Source organism: Spirillospora sp. CA-142024, from assembly GCF_050942325.1.
GTDB lineage: Bacteria > Actinomycetota > Actinomycetes > Streptosporangiales > Streptosporangiaceae > Spirillospora.
Window position 1 is genome coordinate 6,610,779 of sequence record NZ_CP192077.1, and the last position, 21,028, is coordinate 6,631,806.

Consider the following 21,028-nt stretch of genomic DNA (forward strand, 5'->3'; position numbering starts at 1 on the left):
GGGGAGAATGGTTACTGGTTGGTAGAGATGCGTTAGCCGCCATAAACGGCGACGATGGATCACGAACCGAGGCGACGAACAGTCTGCCGGGACCGGCGGCCTCCCGCGCGGGCGGCCCAGGTCTGACCAGCAAAGACGGCAAGGACAGAGGGGACCCCGTGGCTTCCGGACGTCAACGCTTTTCGATCATCAGCGACGGCCTGCCGAGCCAGCTGCCCGACATCAACCCGGACGAGACCCGGGAGTGGCTGGAGTCGCTGGACACGGTCATCAAGACAGAAGGCCGCGGCAGGGCCCGCTACGTGATGCTGCGGCTCCTGGAAAGGGCCAGGGAACTCCAGGTCGGAGTGCCCGGCCTGCGCAGCACCGACTTCATCAACACCATCCCGCCGGAGTCCGAGCCCTGGTTCCCCGGCGACGAGCATGTCGAGCGGCGCATCCGCGCCTACATCCGGTGGAACGCCGCGATCATGGTGTCGAGGGCGAACCGCCCGGAGCTCGGTGTCGGCGGCCACATCGCCACCTACGCCTCCGCCGCCTCACTGTACGAGGTGGGCTTCAACCACTTCTTCCGCGGCAAGGACCACGGCGAGTCCGGCGACCAGGTCTTCATCCAGGGGCACGCCGCCCCCGGCATCTACGCCCGCGCGTTCCTGGAGGGCCGGCTCCCCGAGGACAAGCTCGACGGGTTCCGGCAGGAGCACTCGCACCCCGGCGGCGGCCTGTCGTCCTACCCGCACCCGCGGATCATGCCGGACTTCTGGGAGTTCCCCACGGTGTCCATGGGCCTGACCGCGATCGACTCGGTGTACCAGGCGCGGTTCAACCGCTACCTGTACAGCCGCAAGATCAAGGACACGTCCCGGTCGCACGTGTGGGCGTTCCTCGGCGACGGCGAGATGGGCGAGCCGGAGTCGCTCGGCGCGATCGGCCTCGCCGCCCGCGAGGAGCTCGACAACCTCACCTTCGTCGTCAACTGCAACCTGCAGCAGCTGGACGGCCCGGTGCGCGGCAACGGCAAGATCATCCAGGAGCTGGAGTCGTTCTTCCGCGGCGCCGGCTGGAACGTCATCAAGGTCATCTGGGGCCGCGACTGGGACCCGCTGCTCGCCCAGGACGTCGACGGCGTGCTGGTCAACCAGATGAACACCACCCCGGACGGCCAGTTCCAGACGTTCACCGTCGAGTCCGGCGAGTACATCCGGGAGAAGTTCTTCGGCGCCGACCCGCGGCTGCGCAAGATCGTCCAGCATCTGTCGGACGACGACCTGCGCAAGCTGTCCCGCGGCGGGCACGACTACCGCAAGGTGTACGCGGCGTTCAAGTCGGCCCGCGAGCACGTCGGGCAGCCGACGGTGATCCTCGCGCACACCATCAAGGGCTGGACGCTCGGCTCCGACTTCGAGGCCCGCAACGCCACCCACCAGATGAAGAAGCTCACCAAGGCCGAGCTCAAGGAGTTCCGGGACCGGCTCTACCTGGACATCCCCGACTCGGCGCTGGAGGCGCCGCTCCCGCCCTACTACCACCCGCGCGAGGACTCCGACGAGATCCAGTACATGCGCGAGCGGCGGGCCGCGCTCGGCGGGTTCCTGCCGAAGCGCGTGGTGCGGGCCAAGCCGCTCAAGCTGCCCGGCGAGCCCGTCTACAGCGAGCTGAAGAAGGGCTCCGGCAAGCAGAACATCGCCACGACCATGGCGTTCGTCCGGCTGCTCAAGGACCTGATCAAGGACGAGAACATCGGCGCCCGGTTCGTGCCGATCGCCCCGGACGAGTACCGCACGTTCGGCATGGACTCGCTGTTCCCCACGTCCAAGATCTACTCCCCGCACGGGCAGACCTACGACGCGGTGGACCGCAAGCTGCTGCTGTCGTACAAGGAGTCCGAGAGCGGCCAGATGCTGCACGAGGGCATCAGCGAGGCCGGCTCGATGGCGTCCACCATCGCCGCGGCCACCTCGTACGCCACGCACGGCGAGCACATGATCCCGGTCTACATCTTCTACTCGATGTTCGGGTTCCAGCGGACCGGCGACCAGATGTGGGCGCTCGGCGACCAGATGGGCCGCGGGTTCCTGCTCGGCGCCACCGCCGGGCGCACCACCCTCACCGGGGAGGGCCTGCAGCACGCCGACGGCCACTCCCCGCTGCTCGCCGCGTCCAACCCGGCCTGCGTCCACTACGACCCGACGTGGGCGTTCGAGCTGGCGCACATCGTCAAGGACGCGCTGCGCCGCATGTACGGGACGTCCGAGGAGCACCCCGACGGCGAGGACGTCTTCTACTACCTCACCGTCTACAACGAGCCGTACCAGCAGCCCGCCGAGCCGGACGGCGTCGACGTCGACGGCCTCCTCAAGGGCCTGTACAGGTACAAGGCCGCCCCGGACGTCGCGTCCGGGAACGGCGAGACCCCCCGGGCGCAGATCCTCGCGTCCGGCGTCGGCGGCCGGTGGGCGCTGGAGGCGCAGCGGCTCCTCGCCGAGGACTGGGGCGTCGCCGCCGACGTCTGGTCGGCGACCTCGTGGAACGAGCTGGCCCGCGAGGCCCGCGACTGCGACGAGTGGAACCTGCTGAACCCCGACGCCGAGCAGCGCGTCCCCTACGTCTCCCGGACGCTCGACAACGTCGCCGGGCCGATCGTGGCGGTATCGGACTACATGCGCGCCGTACCCGACCAGATCGCCCCCTGGGTGCACGGGGACTTCACCTCGCTCGGCACCGACGGGTTCGGTTTCTCCGACACCCGGGCCGCCGCCCGCCGGTTCTTCCACGTGGACGCCGCGTCCGTCGTCCTCGCGGTGCTCACCCGGCTCGCCCGGCACGGCGAGGTCAAGCCGGAGACGCTGCCGCAGGCGATCGCCCGCTACCGCCTGGACGCGCAGGTCAGCGACGTCTTCGCCGGCGGCGTCGGCAGCCCGGAGAGCAACACCGGCGGCGACGCGTGATCGCTGTATGACGCGGTGATCGCGGAGGTGTAGGCCGCGATCACCGGTCCCGGGACGGGAAAGGGCCCCGAGGTTCGCCTCGGGGCCCTTTGCGCGTCCCCGTCAGGGCGCGGGGGGCGTGAAGACGCCGAAGCGGTTGCCCGCCGGGTCCTCGACGTAGGCGAACTTGAGACCGTTGCCCGTGGTCACGGCGGGCAACGCGATCTTGCCGCCGTTCTTCTCCGTCTGCGCGCAGGTGGCGTCGACGTCCTCGACCATGACCAGGAACATCGCGTGGTTGCCGGACGCGTCGGGCTGGTGTGAGATGCCGCCGCTCGGCCCGTCGGCGCCCGCGTAGCTGACGAGGTCGTAGCCGTCGGCGTCCGGGTCCTGGGCGAACTTCCAGCCGAACATGTCGCCGTAAAAGCGGCGGGCCTCCTCCGGCGCGTCGGTGCCGACCTGGAACCACGTGACGGTGTTGAACGCGGGAACACTCATCGATTTCCTCCTTCGAACGCTGCGGACATCAGCGTCCTGGAGCCCTGCGACAGCCCCCTGTCGGGGTTTCCGGACGAGTTCTCGAATCGGAGTTCCGCCCACACGACCGTGCGGTCCCCGTCCGTCCGGAACCCCCAGCTCTCCGACAGGGCTTCCACGACCCGCAGCCCGCGTCCGCTCTCGGCGCCGGTCTCCGCCTTGAGGCGCGGACGCCCGCCGCCCGCACCGTCGTCAGCGACCTCCAGGCGGTAGACGTCCCGTCCGGCCAGAAGGCTGACCGTCACCCGGCCGCCGTCACCCGAGGCCGTGTGGGTGATGGCGTTGCAGACGGTCTCGCTTCCGACCGTCACCAGATCGTCCAGCACGGGATGGCCCGGCGGCAGCAGGTCCCGCAGGAATCGCCGCGCGTACCAGACGGACCTCCGGACGCCCGGAAGCGTGATGGTGCCGAGCACGACCAGCCCGCCGCTCATCACGACGCCACCCACGACACACCACGACGGACCGTCGTCCCCTTCTTGATCGGCCGGGTCCTTCTCGTCTCGGGCGCTCCCATCGGGCGCCTCCTTTCGATTCGGAGTCGCCCGCCACATTCGCCGCCCGATGTCCTCGTGTCGCCCGCCCTGAACGTTTCCCGACTGAACGTTCAATGCGCCGGGGTTTCGTGCACGGGCGACCACGCTCGGTGACACGCTGGAGAGATGCCTTCCGGGAACGCCCCCACCGTTCGCCAGCGCCGGATCGGCTCGGCGCTCCGCAAAGCCCGCGACCATCACAACCTGACCGTCGCCACCGTGGCCCGCCGTTTCGGCCGCTCCCAGGGCTGGCTGAGCATGGTCGAGAACGGCCTACAGTTCGTCGCCCCCGAAGAACTCGGCGACCTCCTGGACTTCTACGGCATCGAGGACGGCCCCCTCCGCGAATCCCTCCTCCACCTCGCCACCCACAAAACCGGCACCTGGGTACGGACGTACGAATACCGAATCTCCGCCGCCGCCCTCGACCTGGCAAGCCTGGAAGAGGACGCCGCCGAGATCCGCACCTTCCAATCCGGCGTCGTCCCAGGGTTACTCCAGATCCCCAGCTACGCCCGGAAGATCATCGGAGTCGGCAGCGCCAAACATCCGCACGATGTCAAAACGCTGGTCGATTTCCGGATGTCGCGGCAGCGAGTGCTGAGTCGTCCCGACCCGCCCCGCTACATACCGATCATCGCGGAGGCCGTCCTCCACAACCAGGTCGGCGGCGATCCCGCAATCCTGCGCGCGCAAGTTCGGCGGCTGACCGAAGCCGCACGGCTCGATCACGTGGAACTCCGCGTCCTTCCCCGGACGGCAAGCGAGTATCTCGGGCTCATCACCCCATACCATCTGCTCTCCCTGCGCCCGCCCGGACGGCTCACGGTGTCCGTGGGCGACCAGTTCAATGAGAGCATTTTCGTGGAAGACGAGGGCAAGGTCGCGACGCACGAGGACACCTTCGAGCAATTGCTCGCGGCAGCACTCAGCAGGACTGCTTCGCTGGAACTCATCAACGAGGTAGCGTCACAATCATGAAGATCCCCGACCCGTCCCAGACACACTGGCGCAAGAGCACCCACAGCGGCGCTAACGAAGGCGAATGCGTCGAGATCGCCGACCTCAACGGCCAAGTCGGCATCCGCGACAGCAAGAACCCCGTCGGCGGACACCTCGCCCTCACCCGCCAGAGCTTCGCCGCCCTCCTCACCCACCTCACGTCATAGCCATCTTTCGCGGGCTTGGACTTCCCCAGCCACAAGCCCGTGAACACGGCGCCGGCCAAGGTGATGATGGCGGCCGCCACGAAGGCGCTGTTGAGGCTGGCCTCGAAGGGCGCGCCGCTGGATTCCCTGGTGCGGACGATCGCACAGAGCACCGCCACGCCGAGCACCGCGCCGATCTGCCGGGTGGTGCTGACGCCCGATGCGAGGCCGCCCTCCTGCGGCACAACCGCCTGGATCGCGGCGGCGAAGGCGCCCAGGGGCAACGGTGACGTCCAGCCTCGGGAACCGCCCTCGATCAGCCCGAAGGTCAGCACCCCACGCCCAGGACGGACAGGACAGTCCCCGGGATGTCGATCGCGGGGGCGCTCGGATTGCGGGACTCGCTCAAGATGCGCAGGCTCGCCGCCGGCAGGACGGCGCCGATCGGCGCATTGACCAGGAAGATCGCACGCCGGTCGAGGGCCTCCGTAAGCACGCCGCCGGCCAGGGGTCCGGCGGCCTGCCCGATCCCGCTCAGTCAGGCCCACAGCCCCGCGGCGCGGTCGCGGCCGCACCGACCACCACAGCCGCGCCCTGCAACAGCGAACGCCGGTCCCTCTAGCCGTGCCGTCTCATGACATTGGTTCCTCGCCGTCAGGCTTGGCGGGCGTAGGACGTGAGGCGATCGGCGAGCGCGATGACAAGGTCGCGTAGTTCATCGGGGCGCTCGATGACGAACGGCCGGTCGAGTGAGGCGAGTATCCGAGGCAACCAGTCGAGCCGCTGCGCCCGTAGCTCGACGCGCAGCCAGTGCTCGGCCGCCGGGTCCTGGCCGGCCGCGGGCTCGTGCTCCTCCAGGCTCGCGACGCCGGCGGGGAGGTGCGCGCGGATCTGCTCAACTGTCCCGTGGATCCGCAAGGTCACCTCATGCCGGTACTCGGCCGTGGCGAATCCTGACAACACGCGCTGTGCCGGACCGGGCCCCACGGGCGCTTCGAATGAGCCGGGCAGGATCCTCGCGTCTGCGATGCGATCGAGCCGGAAGGTTCGGTCCTCGCCGATCTGGGCGTCCTTGCCCGTCACGTACCACCGGCCCGAATGGGCGACGATCCCGTACGCGTGCAGTGTGCGTCCGCTGCGCCGTCCGTCGCGGTCGGTGTAGCGGATCGAGACCGGTCGGCGGTGGCGCACCGCATCGGCGATGGTGAGCAGGAGCCCGGCGTCCGGGTGGTCCAACTCGCCGGGCCGATCCGTGAAGGCGAGAGCCTCCAGGAATGTGTCGAGCCGGCGGGCGATGTGCTTGGGCAGCACCCGCCGGATCTTCGCTGACGCCGTCTCGTTCGCCGTGCGCTCGGTCGTCGTCAGCCCTGCTCGGCGGCCGGCGACCAGGCCGAGCAGCACGGCCAGCGCCTCGTCGTCGCTGAGCATGAGCGGAGGCAAGCGGTACCCGGGAGCCAGCCGGTACCCGCCGTAGCGGCCGCGCACCGACTCCACGGGCACGTCCAGGTCGATCAGCTGGTCCACATACCGCCGCACGGTGCGCCCTTCGACGCCGAGCCGGTCGGCGAGCTCGGCCATGGTCCGGGTGCCGCCCGACTGCAGCAGCTCCAGGAGTGTCAGCACGCGGCCGGTGGGTCGTGTCATGTGCACAAACGTAACGCGAATACTGGACCGATTCTGTCCACTATTTCTCCTAGCCTGCGACGTGCACGCCTCCAGCCCAGCCAAGGAGATTCCCATGGACTTCGTCTCGATCCGTATCATCACCAGCGACGTCGCACGCCTCGTCGAGTTCTACGAGCGAGCCACAGAGGCGCGGGCGACGTGGGCCACCGAGGACTTCGCCGAACTCAAGACCGCGGGCGCCACCCTCGCGATCGCCAGCACCCGCACCGTCCCGCTGTTCGCCCCGGGCTCTGCCCGCCCGGCGGACAACCACAGCGTCATCACCGAGTTCCTCGTCGACGACGTGGACCTCGTGCACCAGAACCTGACCGGCTTCGTCACCGACTTCGTCAACGAGCCCACCACGATGCCCTGGGGCAACCGGTCGCTGTTGTTCCGCGACCCCGACGGCAACCTCGTCAACTTCTTCACCCCCGTCACCAGGGATGCCATCGAAAAGTTCGCACGCTGACGCCACGCACAGCCGCTCGCGGGGGAGCCCCGAGATCCCAGGGCTCCCGGTGAACGCGGCCGCCGAGTCCAGGAGCGCCACCAGCGGGGGACATCGGAACGCACCGCTGACCCCCGAAGGACGTCTGCGCTTGTGCCTGCGGGTCGATGCCGGACGTCCGATCACACCCGTCCGTCGCTGCGGAAGCAGGAATCTCCCGGCGCTGCCTGGCCAAGTGGTATGCCCGCTGGCTCGCCCATGACCGGTCAGTCTGGGGAGCCGGGGACTACGAGGCCCGACTCGTAGGCGACTACGACTGCCTGGGCGCGGTCGCGTAGGCCGAGTTTGGCGAAGATGCGGGCCACGTGGGTCTTGACCGTCGCCTCGCTGAGCTGGAGGCGAGCGGCCAGCTCGGTGTTGGACAGGCCGCCGCCGACCAGGTGGAGCACCTCCTTCTCCCGCGGGGTCAGGTCGTCCAGGCCCTCGGGTGCCGGTTTGGGGCGGGCGAATCGCTCGACGAGACGGCGGGTGATGGAGGGGGCGAGCAGCGCGTCGCCGGTCTCGACGAGCCGTACCGACGCCACGAGGTGTTCGGGCGTGACGTCCTTCAGCAGGAACCCGCTGGCGCCCGCGGCGAGCGCGGAGTACACGTACCGGTCGAGGTCGAAGGTCGTCAGCATCAGCACCCGGCACGCCGGGTCGTCGGCGAGTACCCGGCGGGTGGCCTCCAGGCCGTCGATCCCGGGCATCCGGATGTCCATCAGCACCACGTCCGGGCGCAGCCGCCGCGCGGCGGTCACCGCCTCCAGCCCGTCGGCGGCCTCGCCGGCCACCTCGATCCCGGCCCTGGTGAGGATCATCCGGAACCCGCCCCGCACCAGCGTCTGGTCGTCGGCGATCAGCACTCTGGTCATGGCCGCTCCAGGGGGATGCGCGCCCGCACCCGGTAGCCGCCGCCCAGCCGCCGCCGCGCGTCGAGGTCGCCGCCGTACACCGCGACCCGTTCGCGCAGCCCGGCGAGGCCCCGGCCGCCCTTGCCCTCGGGCGGGGCGGGGCCGGTCCCGGCGAGCACGCTCGGGCCGGTGTTGAGCACCTCCAGCCGCAGGTTCCGTCTGCCGTAGCTCACCGTCACCTCCGCCGTCGCCCCGGCGCTACCGTGTTTCAGCACGTTGGTGAGCGCCTCCTGGACGACGCGGAATCCGGTCGCGTCGATCCCGGCGGGCAGTGGCCGCGGTTCGCCGGTCACCCGCACGTCGACCGGCAGGCCCGCGAACGCGATCCGGTCGACCAGGGTCCCCAGATGCGCCAGCGACGGCTGCGGGGCGAACGCGTCACCGTCACCGTCCGGGGCGGGTGCGAGCACTCCGAGCAGGTGCCGCAGTTCGGTCATCGCCTCCCGCCCGGTCCGCTCGACGGCCAGCAGCGCCTCTTCGGCCTCGCCGTCGACGCCGTGCCGGGCCGCGCCCGCCTGCACGACCATGACGCTGACGCTGTGGCTGACGATGTCGTGCAGTTCCTGGGCCACCCGGGCCCGTTCCTCCTCGGCGGCCCGCTGCGCGGCGCCCTCGCGTTCGCGTTCCAGCAGCCAGGTTCGCGCCCCGAGTTCGGCGCGGCGCCTGCGCCGCTCCCACAGGGCCCACACGCACGGAACCGCGACGAGGAGGGGCACGATCCACGCGGGCAGCATCTGCCCATCCTGACGCGGCCCCGGACGGAACGCATCATTCTGGCGAGTCAGGGCCGTACATCCCTCGGATGACCCGGCCCCGTACATACATCCAGGGCCCGACGCGCGGGCGGTGGCGCGGCTCGTACCGTCACGGCCATGGAGCTGATGGTCCAGCTGATGGACGTGCGCAAGGAGTACGGCGAGACCGCCGCGCTCGCCGGGGTGAGCCTCGGCATCCAGCCCGGTCAGGCCGTCGCGGTGATGGGCCCGTCGGGGTCGGGCAAGTCGACCCTCCTCAACATGATCGCCGGCCTGGACCGGCCCACCTCGGGCACGGTGGTGGTGCGCGGCGAGGACATCACGGCGATGGGCGAGGCCGAGCTGGCCAGGTACCGGCGCCGTCGCATCGGCATGGTCTTCCAGTTCTTCAACCTGCTCGACGACCTGCCGGTGCTGGAGAACGTGATGCTGGCCGCCCAGCTGCTCGGCACTCCGCGCAAGCAGTCGCAGGCCCGTGCGATGGAGCTGCTCGACGAGCTGGGCATCGCCGACCGCCGCAACGCCTACCCGGTGGTGCTGTCGGGCGGGGAGCGGCAGCGGGTCGGCGTCGCCCGGGCGCTGATGAACCGGCCCGCCCTGCTGCTGGCCGACGAGCCGACCGGCGCGCTCGACTCGCGGTCCGGCGAACAGGTCATGGACCTGCTGCTGGACCTCAACCAGATCGGCCAGACCCTGCTCATCGTCACGCACGACGAGCGGCTGGCCACCCGGGTCGCCGACCGGGTCGTCGCGTTCGAGGACGGCCGAGTGGCCGCCGAGGTGACCCGGTGAGGGCGGTATGGCAGGCGGCGCGGTTCGCGGTGCGGCGACGCAAGCTGCAGACGTCCATCATCGCGCTCGTGCTGCTGATGTCGACCGCGACGGTCGTCCTGGCGCTGGGCCTGCTCGCCACCGTGGACGGCCCCTACGACAAGGCGTTCGCGCGGCAGCACGGCGCACATCTGACGGTCTCCTACGACCCCGCGAAGGCGACGGCCGCACAGGTCGCGGCGTCGGCGTCCCGGCCGGGCGTGACGGCGTCGGGCGGCCCTTACCGATCGCAGGTCGTGAACGTCCCCGAAACGAGCGGGGCCGAGCCGGGGCTGCTCCCGCCCGGCCCTCTCACGGTCACCGAGCGGACCGCCCGCGGCGACGACCAGGTCGACCGGCTGACGCTCAAGAGCGGCCGCTGGGCCACCGCTCCCGGTGAGATCGTGCTGGGCAGCGACAACGCGCGGTTCCCCTTCGACCCGATCGGGAGAAAGGTCACCTTCAGCGACGGGCGGACCTTCACCATCGTCGGAATCGGCCGGTCGATCACCCGGTCCGCCCAGGCGTGGGTGGCGCCCGGACAGGTGACCGCCCCGGACGGCCTGCAGATGCTCTACCGGCTCGCCGACCCGGCCGCCCCGGCCGGCACGATCACCGCCGGCCTGCCGGCGACCTCGAACCAGAGCTATCTCGTCTCCCGCCGGCAGGCCACCGAGGCCGGGACGACCGTCATCCCGTTCCTGGTCGCGTTCGGGATCGCCGGACTGGTCGTCGCGGTGCTCATCATCGGCAACGTGGTCAGCGGCGCGGTCGTGTCGGGATTCCGGCACATCGGCGTCCTCAAGTCCCTCGGTTTCACCCCCGCCCAGGTCACCGGCGTCTACCTGGCGATGGTCGCGGCACCGGGGGCGCTGGGCAGCCTGGTCGGCATCGTGACCGGCAACGTCCTGGCCGGGGTGGTCACCACCACGCTGGGCGATTCGCTCGACCTGCCGACCGCCAGCGGCGTCTCGGCCTGGGTGGACCTCCTGGCCTTCACGGGCGTGCTCGCGGTCGTCGTCGTCACCGCACTGGTGCCGGCCGTCCGGGCGGGCCGGATCCCGACGGCGGTCGCGGTCAGCGCGGGTGCCGCGACGCGGCGGGGCCGGGCCCTGCGGGTGCAGCGGGCGCTGGCCAGGACGCGGCTGCCGCGCCCCGTCAGCCTGGGCCTGGGCCTGCCGTTCGCCCGGCCGGGCCGTACCGCGCTGACCGTCAGCGCCGTCGCGTTCGGGGTGGCGGCGGTGACGTTCGCCGCCGGGCTCAACCGGTCCCTCAGCGCCTACCTCGCCGACGCGGAACTCACCGAGACCGTCCACGTCCTGGTCCCCAACGACGGCGACCGGCCGATCTCGCTGGACGGCCGGCCCGGCACCGCCAAGGTCGCGGTCACGCGGTTCGAGCAGGTCCACGTGCCGGGGTTCGACCGGGCGGTGCAGGTGAAGGCCTACCAAGGGGACATCGCCGACCGGCACGGCTACCGGATGGTGCACGGCCGCTGGCTGGCCGGGCCGGGCGAGGCCGTCGTGGGCGACCCGTTCCTGAAGACCGGCGGCAAGAAGATCGGCGACACCGTCGTCGTGACCGAGGACGGCAGGAAGGCCGCACTGCGGATCGTCGGGACGGCGCTCGTGGACGGCGGCGACACCGTCCTCACGGACTGGACGACCCTCACCTCGCTCGGTGACCGCAAGAAGACTCCCCAGGCATCCTCCGGCCCGGGCACCGGCATGGTGACCTCTCTCCTGGAGGTCACCCTCACCCCCGGCACCTCTCCGAAGGATTACGTCGCCGCACTCAAGGCCGACGGAGTGGCGGCCGAACCGGCCGACGAGGGCATCGAACCCGGCCAGGTGATCCTCCTCGGGCTCATCACCCTGCTGACGCTGGGGCTGGCCACGGTCGCCGGGCTCGGGGTGTTCAACACGGTGATCCTCAACACCCGGGATCGGGCACGCGACTTCGGCGTCCTGAAATCGCTGGGCGCGACGCCGAGGCAGGTCCTGACGGTCGTGCTCGCCTCCATGGCCATGCTCGGCCTGGCCGGCGGGTTCATCGGACTGCCGATGGGTCTGGCCGCCCATCATGTGGTCATGCCGGCCATGGCCGACACCGGCGGCCTCATCCTCCCCTACGGCCTCATGGAGATCTTCCCCTGGCCGCTCATGGTCCTGTCCGTCCTCGCAGGCGTCGCGATCGCCCTGCTCGGCGCGCTGATCCCGGCGGGCCGGGCGTCCCGCATCAAGACGGCGGCGGTCCTGCACTCGGAGTGACTGCGATCTTGCCGCCCTGCCCGACCAGGCCGCCGCTCGGAGGGCTGTCGGGCGGGGCGGTCAGGTGGCCGCCAGGGCCTCCGTCGGGGGGAGCCGGGCCGCGCGGACGGCCGGATAGAAGCCGGCCAGGGCGCCGATGAGCAGCGTGGCGCCGACGCCGCCGGCCATCGCCCACGGCGGGACGACGGTCGGCCAGCCCTGGTAGCCGGCGTAGCCGGCCGTCACCGCGATGCCCAGTGCGACACCGCCGACGCCGCCGATCGCGGACAGCAGCAGAGACTCGCAGAGGAACTGGGTGCGGATCTGCCCTCGGGTGGCCCCCAGCGAGCGGCGCAGGCCGATCTCGGCGCGGCGTTCCAGCACAGAGATGACCATGGTGTTGGCGACCCCGATGCCGCCGACCAGCAGCGCCACCGCGCCCAGGCCCAGCAGGAGGCCGGAGAGCGCGTCGTCGGCGGCCTGCTTGGCCGCGAGCGCGTCCGAGGGCCGGGAGACGGTCACCTCGTTGGGATTCTGCGGGTTGACGGTGGCGCCGAGGATCTCCTGGACGTCGGTGACGGACGCGTCGTCGACGCGTGTGTAGATCGTCGTGGCGTGGCCGTCGAAACCGAGTTCCTTCCCGGCGGCGGGCCAGCCGATCAACGCGGCCGAGTCGAGCTCGGGGGCGAGTTCGCCGGCGGCCAGCAGGCCGACCACGGTGAACCACCGCCCGCCCAGCCACACCTGTGCCTCGGGCCCGGCCTCGAACACGCCGAGCCGCTGGGCCGTCTTCCAGCCGAGCACCACCGCCGGGTGGCGCTCGGTGGCGGCGTCGAGCCAGCGGCCGTCGACGACGTCGACGGCGACGGTCTCCGGCAGGTCGGTGCGGGCCGCGTAGACGGAGATACCGCCGGTCTCCGCCCTGGGGACGTGGTCGTTGCGGTACGCCTTGGCGCCGGTCTTGCCGATGGCCGAGACCGACGCGACGCCGTCGATGCCGCGCACCATGTCCACCGCCGCGTCCGGCAGATGGGTCGCACCGCCGTCGAACGTCTTCCCCGGGGCTGCTGTGAGCAGGTTGGTGCCGAGTGCGGCCAGTTTGCGGTTGAGCTCTTCCTGGCTGGAGGTGGAGATGCCGACCACGCCGATCACCGCGGCGATGCCGATCGCGATGCCGAGGGCGGAGAGGAACACGCGCATCGGACGCGAGCGCAGCCCGGAGCCGCCCGTGCGGAGCACGTCGGCGGGGCTGAGCCGGGCCGGTTCGGGCCTGGGCGGGGTGGGTGCGCTCATGCTCCCACCCGTTCCGGCAGGGCGGAGTCGTGCTCGATGCGGCCGTCCTTGATGCGCACTTCGCGCGGCAAGGACGCCGCGATGTCCCGGTCGTGGGTGATGACGGCGATGGTGGTACCAGTCCGGTGCAACCCGTGCAGCAGCTCCATCACGACCGCGCCGGAGCCGGAGTCCAGGGCACCGGTGGGTTCGTCGGCGAGTAGCAGCGTGGGGTCGCCGAGCACCGCGCGGGCGATGGCGACGCGCTGCTTCTCGCCGCCGGAACGCGTGCCAGGATCGGAGCCACCGGAGCCGCCCCCGCCGCCGTCCCGGGCGGGCTGCTCGCTCCGGCCGCTCCTGGCCTGGACCGAGCTCGGGTCGCCGTAGCCGAGGGTACCGTCGAGGGTCTCGCTGCGGGACAGGGTGGTCCGCTCCACCCGCGCGGCGCGGGCCGGGCCCGAGGCGGCGGCCGCCGGGGTCTTCCCACCTCGACCACGTCTGGGACTACGACTTCCGCGGTGACAGCGGGATCGTGGAGACCTACATCCACGCACTCCGCCGCAAGCTCGGCGAACCACGGACCCGGCTGATCCACAACCTTCGCGGGATCGGCTACATCCTGCGGCAGTCCTCGTGAACCGGGACATCCTCGCGCGAGTTCCCCTGCGGGTCAGACTTGCCGCCGCCATGATGCTGCTCGTCGCGGTGGCGCTCACCGCCATCAGCACGGCGGGAGTGACGATCCTGCACAGACAGCTGCTCGACCGGACCGATTTCCAGCTCAGCACGGTGGCAGGCGCCTACCCTCATACACCGCTCGCGGAGAGACCTCCAGGCGGGGGCGCGGGCGGTTCAGCCGTCTTCCAGATCCAGCGGCGCGACGCAGACGGGAAACCGGTCCAAGACGGCTGCGAGTTGGCGGACGGAACCAGAACGTGGGTGCTGCCGGCGACGCGAGATCCGGCCATTCCGGAAGACCCGGCCTGGCTGGAGGAGCACGCGGGTCACCCGGTGACCGTGCCGGCGAGCACAGGAGGCAGCAGCTGGCGGGTCCTGGTCCAGCCGCTTGCGGACATGTAGGGGTGGGTCGTGGTCGCGATGGGCCTCGGCGAGATGGACAGCACCATCTCCAAGCTGATCAAAATCGACCTGGCGGTGGAGCCCTCGGCCTGTCCCTGCTGGCCGTCGTGAGCATCGTGATCGTGCGGGCGAGCCTGCGGCCGCTCGCCCGGGTGGAGAAGACGGCCGCGGCCATAGCGGCAGGAGACCTGACCCAGCGGGTTCCGGAACATCCACCGCAGACCGAGCTGGCCGGCTCGGCCACGCGCTCAACACCATGCTTACCCAGATCGAGGAGAGCTTCCGGGCGCGGGCACGGTCGGAGTCGTCGGCCCGGCGGTCACAGTGGAAACGGAAGCCACCCGGATGGGCACGCTGGTGGACGATCTGCTGCTGCTCGCCCGGCTGGACCAGCAGCGCCCTCTGGAGCGTCACCCGGTGGACGTGCTCGCACTGGCCATCGACGCCGTCCGTGATGCCCGGTTGCTGGCCCCCGAACGCGACATCCGGCTACAGGCGGATGAAGGCACGGACTACGTCGTCACCGGCGACGAGAACCGGCTACGCCAGGTGCTGTCCAATCTCACCGGCAACGCGCTGACCCACACCCCGCCGGGCACACCCGTCTCGGTCGACCTCGGCCCCGGACACCTCGGCGGCATTCCCGCCCTGAAGCTGGACGTTGTGGATCAAGGCCCCGGCCTCACCCCCCAGCAGGCGAAGCGCGTCTTCGAACGCTTCTACCGCACCGACGGCTCACGAACCCGCAGCACCGGCGGCTCCGGCCTCGGGCTCGCCATCGTGGCCTCGCTGATCGCCGCCCACACGGGCACGGTGGCCGTGCACAGCTCACCCGGGGCCGGAGCGACGTTCCGCATCACCCTGCCGCTCGCGGACGCCGACCCACCAGGATGAGATGAAAGAGCGTGGGCAGCTAATGCCACGGCCTGGCGACGACCGGACCTCGGCATGTCCGGGCTGTGCGGGATCAAAATCGGATCATTCCGGCCGGGGGCGTTGCACGTCGGGACATGTAGGCCTGGGGCCGGCCTGCGGTGGAGGGGATCAGGGCAAACGCACGCCGTCTGAGGGCAACGTGCCAAGCAGTGATCGCCACTGGGTTTCGTTCGGGACGGGACCGGGTGAGGTGGCTTTCGGTGCTCAGGCGGGCTAGAACAGGCCCCACTCGCACGGCGAGTGGGGCCCGTCACCGTGTGCTGCCTCGCCCCTGTCAGAGAGTCAGGGTCCAGGCGACCTTGCCTGCACCGCCGGGACTCGGCTCCCACTCGATGGACACCGTCAGCGAAGCCGTGCCGTCCTGGGACGGGCTGCCCGGATCACCATGCTGTCCGGAGTTCTCGTTGGGAACTCCAACAGCGGCGATATGGGTACCGTTCTTGCGTGCGCGGCACGTCATGGTGATCGAATCTTCGGACTCCATGAGTACCGGCAGGTAGCCCTCCAGGGGAAACACCGCGTCCTTGTAGCGATGCCCCATTCCGAGCAGTTCCAGCGTCTGCCGGATGCCGTTCCGAAGAGCTGGGCCGTGTTCCTTCTGCCGCTCCTCCTTGAACGACTCGATCCGCTCGGGTTCGGTCTTGAAGTTCACATCGATCCCGGGGACCTTTACCGAGATCTCGACCTCCAGACGGTCTGTGGAGCTTTCACCGTCAAGGGGCTTTTCACCCATGTGAAATACCTTTCCTCGGTTTGTTCGGGCCTCTCAGCCCTTGCCGCCTCGCGCGGCCGACGATCACTACTGTCCGCCCATCCCAGGACGACGCCACATGATCGGCCGACGAAGCCGCTCGTGAGACGTGTCACGGACGTGACGGGCCCCGACTGTCAGGGGCCAGGCTCTGGTGCGGGCCTGCGCGGCCGCGCCGATCCCGCTGGGTTGACCGCCCACCCGAGCGCATCGGCGCCCGTTCATGGGTCCTGCTCAAATGCTCCGGCAAGCCGCTGTATCCCACGGGTCAACTGGCACAGCGCGCTGGCGTCGTCGGCGATGCCGGCCAGGCATGGGAGGCCACTGGGAGCTGTTCGGCACCCGCAACAGGACTGAGGCACCGACGAGGATTGGGGTCCCTCGGTCAGCGGCGGTGACTGGTGTCGGTACGCCTCTCTTGGCGGTCGTTCCTCTCGGCTCAGATGAATTCCAGGGGGCGGACGACGTAGCCGGTCGGGATGTCGTCGTGCAAGGCCTCGGCTGCCCGCTCGGGGGCGGTCTCCTCCAGCAGGGCGGCACGGCGGACGCGGTCGGTGCGGAAGATGCGGCGGCCGCCCCGCATCCGGCACCAGGCGGTCAGGTACCAGCCCTTACCGGACCCGGTGAAGGTGACGGGCTCGACGTCGCGTTCGGTTTCGACGCCCGTCCGGTCGACGTAGGTGAGGCGGACCACCCGGCGGGTCGTGATGGCCTCCTCCAGCACGGCGGGCACGGACGACGGGTCGTCGTTCCCGGCGGGGGTGAGGAAGCGGATGCGGTCGGCCAGTTCGCGGGCCGAGGCGCTGTCGGCCGCCGACATAGCCGTGACGATCTTGTGCAGTGCGGTGCGCGCCGACCGGGAGTACGGCGAGCCGCCCGCCCGGGACAGCGTGATCGCGACGGCGACGGCCTCGGCGGGCGTGAAGTTCAGCGGCGGCAGCGTCCGGCACTTGTCGAGCGTGTAGCCGCCGCCCCGGCCGACGTCCGCGAAGATCGGCACCCCGGCCTGCTGGAGCGCGGCGATGTCGCGCTCGATCGTGCGGACGCTCACCTCGTACCGCGCTGCCAGCTCCCGCGCGCTGACCCGGCGCGGCGCGCAGGCGCGCAACTCCTCCACGAGGGCGTACAAGCGGTCGGTCCGATTCACGCGCCGACCGTACGCGCCGGGTCCGACATTTTCGGGGGTCGCTATGGGAAGCGCCAGAGGCGCACCGTTCCGTTGCCGCTGCCCGCGCCGGCGGCCAGCAGACGGCCGTCCGGGCTGAACGCCAGGGTCGCCCCGTCCGACTTCTCCCAGTCCAGGGTCGCGAAGGTTTCGCCGGTGCGCGTGTTCCACAGCCGGATCGTCCCGTCCTTGGCCGCGCTGGCCAGGACACGGCTGTCGGGGCTGAACGCCAGGCCCTGCACGCGGCCCTCGTGTCCATTCAGCTCCCGCAGCTTCCCGGCTTGCAGGTCCAGGATCCGGACCGTCCAACCCGGCTCGTCCGGGACGTCGGACGCGGCGGTCCGCCCGTCCGGCGCGAACGTGAACAGCACGTTGACGCGCCTGGGCACGGCGTTCGCGATGTCCCGGTGCGCCCTCAGGTCGTGGATCTGGATGTCGCCGCGGCTGCCGACGACGGCGATCCGCCCACCGGCCGCGTCGAAGACCAGCCGCAGGGGCGCGCCGTTCCTCGAAGCGAACGCGCCGGTGCGGCGGCCGGTCGCGGTGTCCCAGAGCTCGATGCCGGCTCCGACGGCGGCGAGGGTCCGGCCGTCCGGGCTGAGCGCCTTGGTGTACGCCCTGCCCCCGGGCATGATCGTCCGGAGCCGGGCACCGGTGGCCGCGTCCCAGAGCCGGACCGGGCCCTGTCCGCGAAGGGTCGCCAGCAACCGGCCGTCCCCGCTGAGCGCCGTGAGCTGGTCGGCGCCGTCGTCGCCCAGCTCGTGCGCGGCTCCCCGGCCGGTCGCGACGGGCCACCGCCAGATCTGGCCGGTCCCCGCGCAGACCAGCGTCGCCGAGTCGGGGGTGAACGCGAGTTGGAACGTCGCGGCCGGTCCACCGGCGAGGACCACCGGCAGGGGCTTCTTCAGCGGTGTGGTGGCCTCTCCCGAGGCGTCGCCGGGCCACCACCGCAGCGCCGGGACGCCCAGCACGGCGGCGGCGCCCGCTGCGGCGCCGCCGATCAGGACGGTGCGGCGTCCTGTCCGGGTAGGCGGCGCCGCCAGCAGCCGGGCCGCCTCGGCGGGAGACGGCCTCCGCTCCGGTTCCTTGACCAGGCACGCCTCGATCGCCGGGCGCAGTTCCGCGGGCACGCCGGTCAGGTCGGGTGGAGCGCTGACGATCCGGTGGACGATTCCCGGCACGTTGTCCGCGTCGAACGGCGCGCCCCCGGTCGCCGCGAAGGCAAGGACGCAGCCGAGGGAGAACACGTCCGACGCCGGACCCGCGGTGTCCGCGCGAATCTGCTCGGGCGACATGAACGCGTAGGTGCCGACGACCGCGCCGGTGGACGTGAGCGCGGTGGCGTCGGCCGTGCGGGCGATGCCGAAGTCGATGATGCGCGGGCCGTCCGGCGACATGATGACGTTGCCGGGCTTGAGGTCCCGGTGCACCAGACCGCTCGCGTGGATCGCCGCCAGCCCCTCGGCCAGCGCGGCACCCAGCGCCCGGACCCCGGGGACGTCCAGCGGCGCGGCCTCGCGCAGCGACGGGCCGGGGATGTAGGCGGTCGCCATCCACGGCTCGTCCGCGTCCGGATCGGCGTCCACCACCTGCGCGGTGTAGAAGCCGCCCACCTTCCGCGCCGCCTCGACTTCGCGCGCGAACCGCGAGCGGAAGCGCGCGTCCTGGGCGTACTCGGCGCGGATCAGCTTGACCGCGACCCGGCGGCCACCGGGGGTGACGCCGAGGAACACTTCGCCCATGCCGCCAGCACCGAGCCGGCATTCCAGCCGGTAGGGGCCGACCCGCTCGGGGTCGCCTGGGCGCAAGGGTTCCATCAGCGGAGCCTCCACAGGTTCACGGCGGCCTCTCCGCGGCGTTCGCTGCCGCACGCCACCGTCCGGCCGTCCGGGGCGAGCGCGAGCCCCCTGATCGGCCCACCGGTCTCGGCCAGGGTGGCGGTCGCTCGGCGGGTCGCCAGCTCTCGCAGCCGGACGGTGAGGTCGGTTCCGGCGCTGGCCAGCACCTTGCCGTCCGCACTGACGGCCACCTGGGTGACGTCCCCGGCATGGCCGGAGTCGAGGACATCGGTGATGCGGACGCGGGCGGCGTCCCACAGCCGGATGGCGGCACCGCCCCCTGCGGTGACCAGGGTCCGGCCATCCGGGGTGAGGGCCAGCGACCCCGTCTTCTTTCCCTGGTCGGCGACGTGGGCGATCGGGCTGCGGGTGCGGACGTCCCACACCCGTACGGAACCCGGCTCGGCGCGGCCCTGGAAACCGTCCATTCCGGCCATGAGGCGGTTGCCGTCCCGGCTGAACACCACGGCGTTCACACCATCGGCGCCGGAGAGATCGCCCAGGACGCCTCCGGTGGCGGTGTCCCAGAGCCGGTTCGGCCCGGCGAGGATCCGGCCGTCCGGACTGAACGCGAGGGCCTTGACACCCGCTCCCCTGCCACGAAGTGTCCGCAGCAGGCGAGGCTGTCGTGTGTCCGCCGACTCGACGTCCCACAGGCGGGCGGTGTCGTCGGTGTGGCCGATGGCCAGCAGCTTTCCGTCCGGGCTGAACGCCACCGCCGCCACACCGGCGGGAGCCCGCAGCTCGTGAATGGCGTTGCCTGCGGCGGCGTCCCACAGGTACACGGTCTCCGCCTGCGTCCCGCCGCAGACGAGGATCCGGCCGTCCGGACTGAACGCCACCTCCTCCACGGGTCGCCCGTCCTTGGTGAGGGTCGTGGTGGGCGGCAGCATCGCGTCGCCGGACGATGCCGCCTGAGGCCTTCCGCCGCCCCGGGTGAGCAGGAACGCGGGCACCCCCACGGCGGCCGCCGTTGCCGCCGCCGCTCCGGCGAGCACCCTCCGGCGCGGAATCCCGGCAGGCCGGACGGCGTCCGCCACCCGGGTGACCAGCATCGTGCCGCGCTCCACCGTGCGTTCGGCGTCCGGGGCCGCCGGGCGCGCGGCGGCGAGGGGCACGGCGTCCGGGTCGGCGAGGTGGGCGAGGATCCGGCCGGTGTCCGGCCGGTCGGCCGGGTCCTTGGCCAGGCAGGCCGTCACGAGCGGACGCAGCGGCCCCGCCGTCCCGTCCAGGTCGGGCTCCTCGTTGAGGACGCGGTGCACGATGGCCGGGATCGTCGCGGCGTCGAACGGGCTGCGCCCTCTCGTGGCGAAGACCAGCACGCAGCCCAGCGCGAACACGTCGGCGGGCGGTCCGGGCGTCTCGCCCAGCACCTGCTCGGGCGCCATGTAGGCGTACGTGCCGAGGACCGCGCCGTCCGCGGTGAGCGATCCCGCGCCGACGGCGCGGGCGATGCCGAAGTCGATGATGCGCGGGCCGTCCTCCGACATGATCACGTTGCCGGGCTTGAGGTCGCGGTGCACCAGCCCGCTCGCGTGGATCGCCGCCAGCCCCTCGGCCAGCGCCGCACCGAGCCGGGCCACCTCGGCGGGAGGCAGCGGGGCGACCTGGCGCAGCGACGGGCCGGGGATGTAGGCGGTCGCCATCCACGGCTCGTCCGCCTCCGGATCGGCGTCCACCACCTGGGCGGTGTAGAAGCCGCCCACCTTCCGCGCCGCCTCCACCTCACGCGCGAACCGCACCCGGAACTCCGGGCGCCCCAGATGCTCGGCACGGACGACCTTCACCGCGACCCGGCGACCGCCGGACGAGACGCCGAGGAACACCTCGCCCATTCCCCCGGCGCCGAGCCGCCCCTCCAACCGGTAGGGGCCGACACGGCGGGGGTCACCGTCGCGCAGCGCTTCCATATGGGCGCTCCCGTGTCCATTCAGCCGTCCCCGCAGTCTCCTCCG

21 protein-coding genes and 2 pseudogenes are annotated in these 21,028 nt (G+C 71.5%); 10 read left to right on the forward strand and 13 right to left on the reverse strand.

Going from position 1 to position 21,028, the window contains the following annotated elements:
* Positions 1–158: 158 nt before the first annotated feature.
* Positions 159–2,948 (forward strand): pyruvate dehydrogenase (acetyl-transferring), homodimeric type, encoded by a 2,790-nt coding sequence (gene aceE / locus ACQPZP_RS31285; protein ID WP_433473302.1) that lies wholly within the window; start codon positions 159–161, stop codon positions 2,946–2,948.
* Between the two features lie 102 nt (positions 2,949–3,050).
* Here aceE and ACQPZP_RS31290 read toward each other — a convergent pair whose 3' ends face one another.
* Both ACQPZP_RS31290 and ACQPZP_RS31295 read right to left on the reverse strand, forming a co-directional pair.
* Positions 3,051–3,425, reverse strand: coding sequence for a VOC family protein (locus tag ACQPZP_RS31290; protein WP_433473303.1), 375 nt, complete (start codon positions 3,423–3,425; stop codon positions 3,051–3,053).
* Positions 3,422–3,913 carry an ATP-binding protein gene (locus ACQPZP_RS31295; RefSeq protein ID WP_433473304.1) on the reverse strand — a complete coding sequence of 164 codons (492 nt, stop codon included), beginning with the start codon at positions 3,911–3,913 and terminating at the stop codon, positions 3,422–3,424. Before ACQPZP_RS31295 ends, ACQPZP_RS31290 begins: the two co-directional genes overlap by 4 nt.
* 213 nt (positions 3,914–4,126) lie before the next feature.
* Between ACQPZP_RS31295 and ACQPZP_RS31300 the strand changes: the two genes are divergently transcribed.
* On the forward strand, positions 4,127–4,981 hold the full coding sequence (locus ACQPZP_RS31300) for a helix-turn-helix domain-containing protein (RefSeq protein ID WP_433473305.1): 855 nt from the start codon (positions 4,127–4,129) through the stop codon (positions 4,979–4,981).
* Complete coding sequence (locus ACQPZP_RS31305; RefSeq protein WP_433473306.1) at positions 4,978–5,169, forward strand: DUF397 domain-containing protein; 192 nt, start codon at positions 4,978–4,980, stop codon at positions 5,167–5,169. The genes ACQPZP_RS31300 and ACQPZP_RS31305 overlap by 4 nt, the downstream gene beginning before the upstream one ends.
* Before the next feature lie 307 nt (positions 5,170–5,476).
* Here ACQPZP_RS31305 and ACQPZP_RS31310 read toward each other — a convergent pair whose 3' ends face one another.
* From ACQPZP_RS31310 to ACQPZP_RS31320, 3 genes and pseudogenes are all read right to left on the reverse strand, one after another.
* On the reverse strand, positions 5,477–5,644 hold the full coding sequence (locus ACQPZP_RS31310) for a hypothetical protein (protein ID WP_433473307.1): 168 nt from the start codon (positions 5,642–5,644) through the stop codon (positions 5,477–5,479).
* Positions 5,645–5,682: 38 nt separating this feature from the next.
* Positions 5,683–5,760, reverse strand: a pseudogene (locus ACQPZP_RS31315) (twin-arginine translocation signal domain-containing protein); the annotation flags it as partial.
* Positions 5,761–5,802: 42 nt separating this feature from the next.
* Entirely contained in the window at positions 5,803–6,792 is a 990-nt protein-coding gene (locus ACQPZP_RS31320) for a helix-turn-helix transcriptional regulator (protein WP_433473308.1), read from the reverse strand.
* A gap of 94 nt (positions 6,793–6,886) precedes the next feature.
* Here ACQPZP_RS31320 and ACQPZP_RS31325 point away from each other — a divergent pair, with 94 nt between their 5' ends.
* Complete coding sequence (locus ACQPZP_RS31325; protein WP_433473309.1) at positions 6,887–7,285, forward strand: VOC family protein; 399 nt, start codon at positions 6,887–6,889, stop codon at positions 7,283–7,285.
* Positions 7,286–7,530: 245 nt separating this feature from the next.
* Here ACQPZP_RS31325 and ACQPZP_RS31330 read toward each other — a convergent pair whose 3' ends face one another.
* Both ACQPZP_RS31330 and ACQPZP_RS31335 read right to left on the reverse strand, forming a co-directional pair.
* Positions 7,531–8,178 carry a response regulator gene (locus ACQPZP_RS31330; RefSeq protein WP_433473310.1) on the reverse strand — a complete coding sequence of 216 codons (648 nt, stop codon included), beginning with the start codon at positions 8,176–8,178 and terminating at the stop codon, positions 7,531–7,533.
* Positions 8,175–8,951 (reverse strand): sensor histidine kinase, encoded by a 777-nt coding sequence (locus ACQPZP_RS31335; RefSeq protein ID WP_433473311.1) that lies wholly within the window; start codon positions 8,949–8,951, stop codon positions 8,175–8,177. Before ACQPZP_RS31335 ends, ACQPZP_RS31330 begins: the two co-directional genes overlap by 4 nt.
* 138 nt (positions 8,952–9,089) lie before the next feature.
* On the opposite strand from ACQPZP_RS31335, the gene ACQPZP_RS31340 reads away from it, so the two are divergent.
* Positions 9,090–9,764, forward strand: coding sequence for an ABC transporter ATP-binding protein (locus tag ACQPZP_RS31340; RefSeq protein ID WP_433473312.1), 675 nt, complete (start codon positions 9,090–9,092; stop codon positions 9,762–9,764).
* Entirely contained in the window at positions 9,761–12,052 is a 2,292-nt protein-coding gene (locus tag ACQPZP_RS31345; protein ID WP_433473313.1) for an FtsX-like permease family protein, read from the forward strand. Before ACQPZP_RS31340 ends, ACQPZP_RS31345 begins: the two co-directional genes overlap by 4 nt.
* 60 nt (positions 12,053–12,112) lie before the next feature.
* On the opposite strand, the gene ACQPZP_RS31350 is transcribed toward ACQPZP_RS31345, so the two are convergent.
* Positions 12,113–13,324 carry an ABC transporter permease gene (locus tag ACQPZP_RS31350; RefSeq protein WP_433473314.1) on the reverse strand — a complete coding sequence of 404 codons (1,212 nt, stop codon included), beginning with the start codon at positions 13,322–13,324 and terminating at the stop codon, positions 12,113–12,115.
* Positions 13,321–13,740, reverse strand: a complete 420-nt coding sequence (locus tag ACQPZP_RS31355) for an ATP-binding cassette domain-containing protein (RefSeq protein ID WP_433473315.1) — start codon at positions 13,738–13,740, stop codon at positions 13,321–13,323. Before ACQPZP_RS31355 ends, ACQPZP_RS31350 begins: the two co-directional genes overlap by 4 nt.
* A gap of 62 nt (positions 13,741–13,802) precedes the next feature.
* Between ACQPZP_RS31355 and ACQPZP_RS31360 the strand changes: the two are divergent.
* The 4 genes and pseudogenes from ACQPZP_RS31360 to ACQPZP_RS31375 all read left to right on the forward strand — a co-directional run.
* A pseudogene (locus ACQPZP_RS31360) lies at positions 13,803–13,940 on the forward strand (winged helix-turn-helix domain-containing protein); the annotation flags it as partial.
* A gap of 50 nt (positions 13,941–13,990) precedes the next feature.
* The gene (locus ACQPZP_RS31365; protein WP_433473316.1) at positions 13,991–14,383 is read left to right on the forward strand and encodes a hypothetical protein; all 393 of its coding nucleotides are present in this window, start codon (positions 13,991–13,993) and stop codon (positions 14,381–14,383) included.
* Between the two features lie 152 nt (positions 14,384–14,535).
* Entirely contained in the window at positions 14,536–14,838 is a 303-nt protein-coding gene (locus ACQPZP_RS31370; RefSeq protein ID WP_433479704.1) for a hypothetical protein, read from the forward strand.
* A complete protein-coding gene (locus ACQPZP_RS31375; RefSeq protein WP_433473317.1) occupies positions 14,729–15,277 on the forward strand; it encodes a sensor histidine kinase in 549 nt (182 codons plus the stop codon). The genes ACQPZP_RS31370 and ACQPZP_RS31375 overlap by 110 nt, the downstream gene beginning before the upstream one ends.
* A gap of 316 nt (positions 15,278–15,593) precedes the next feature.
* Here ACQPZP_RS31375 and ACQPZP_RS31380 read toward each other — a convergent pair whose 3' ends face one another.
* From ACQPZP_RS31380 to ACQPZP_RS31395, 4 genes are all read right to left on the reverse strand, one after another.
* Positions 15,594–16,052 carry a hypothetical protein gene (locus ACQPZP_RS31380; RefSeq protein WP_433473318.1) on the reverse strand — a complete coding sequence of 153 codons (459 nt, stop codon included), beginning with the start codon at positions 16,050–16,052 and terminating at the stop codon, positions 15,594–15,596.
* Positions 16,053–16,509: 457 nt separating this feature from the next.
* Positions 16,510–17,217, reverse strand: coding sequence for a helix-turn-helix transcriptional regulator (locus ACQPZP_RS31385; RefSeq protein ID WP_433473319.1), 708 nt, complete (start codon positions 17,215–17,217; stop codon positions 16,510–16,512).
* A 41-nt stretch (positions 17,218–17,258) separates the two neighbouring features.
* The gene (locus tag ACQPZP_RS31390; RefSeq protein ID WP_433473320.1) at positions 17,259–19,052 is read right to left on the reverse strand and encodes a WD40 repeat domain-containing serine/threonine protein kinase; all 1,794 of its coding nucleotides are present in this window, start codon (positions 19,050–19,052) and stop codon (positions 17,259–17,261) included.
* A complete protein-coding gene (locus ACQPZP_RS31395; RefSeq protein ID WP_433473321.1) occupies positions 19,052–20,983 on the reverse strand; it encodes a WD40 repeat domain-containing serine/threonine protein kinase in 1,932 nt (643 codons plus the stop codon). The genes ACQPZP_RS31390 and ACQPZP_RS31395 overlap by 1 nt, the downstream gene beginning before the upstream one ends.
* Between the last annotated feature and the right edge of the window lie 45 nt (positions 20,984–21,028).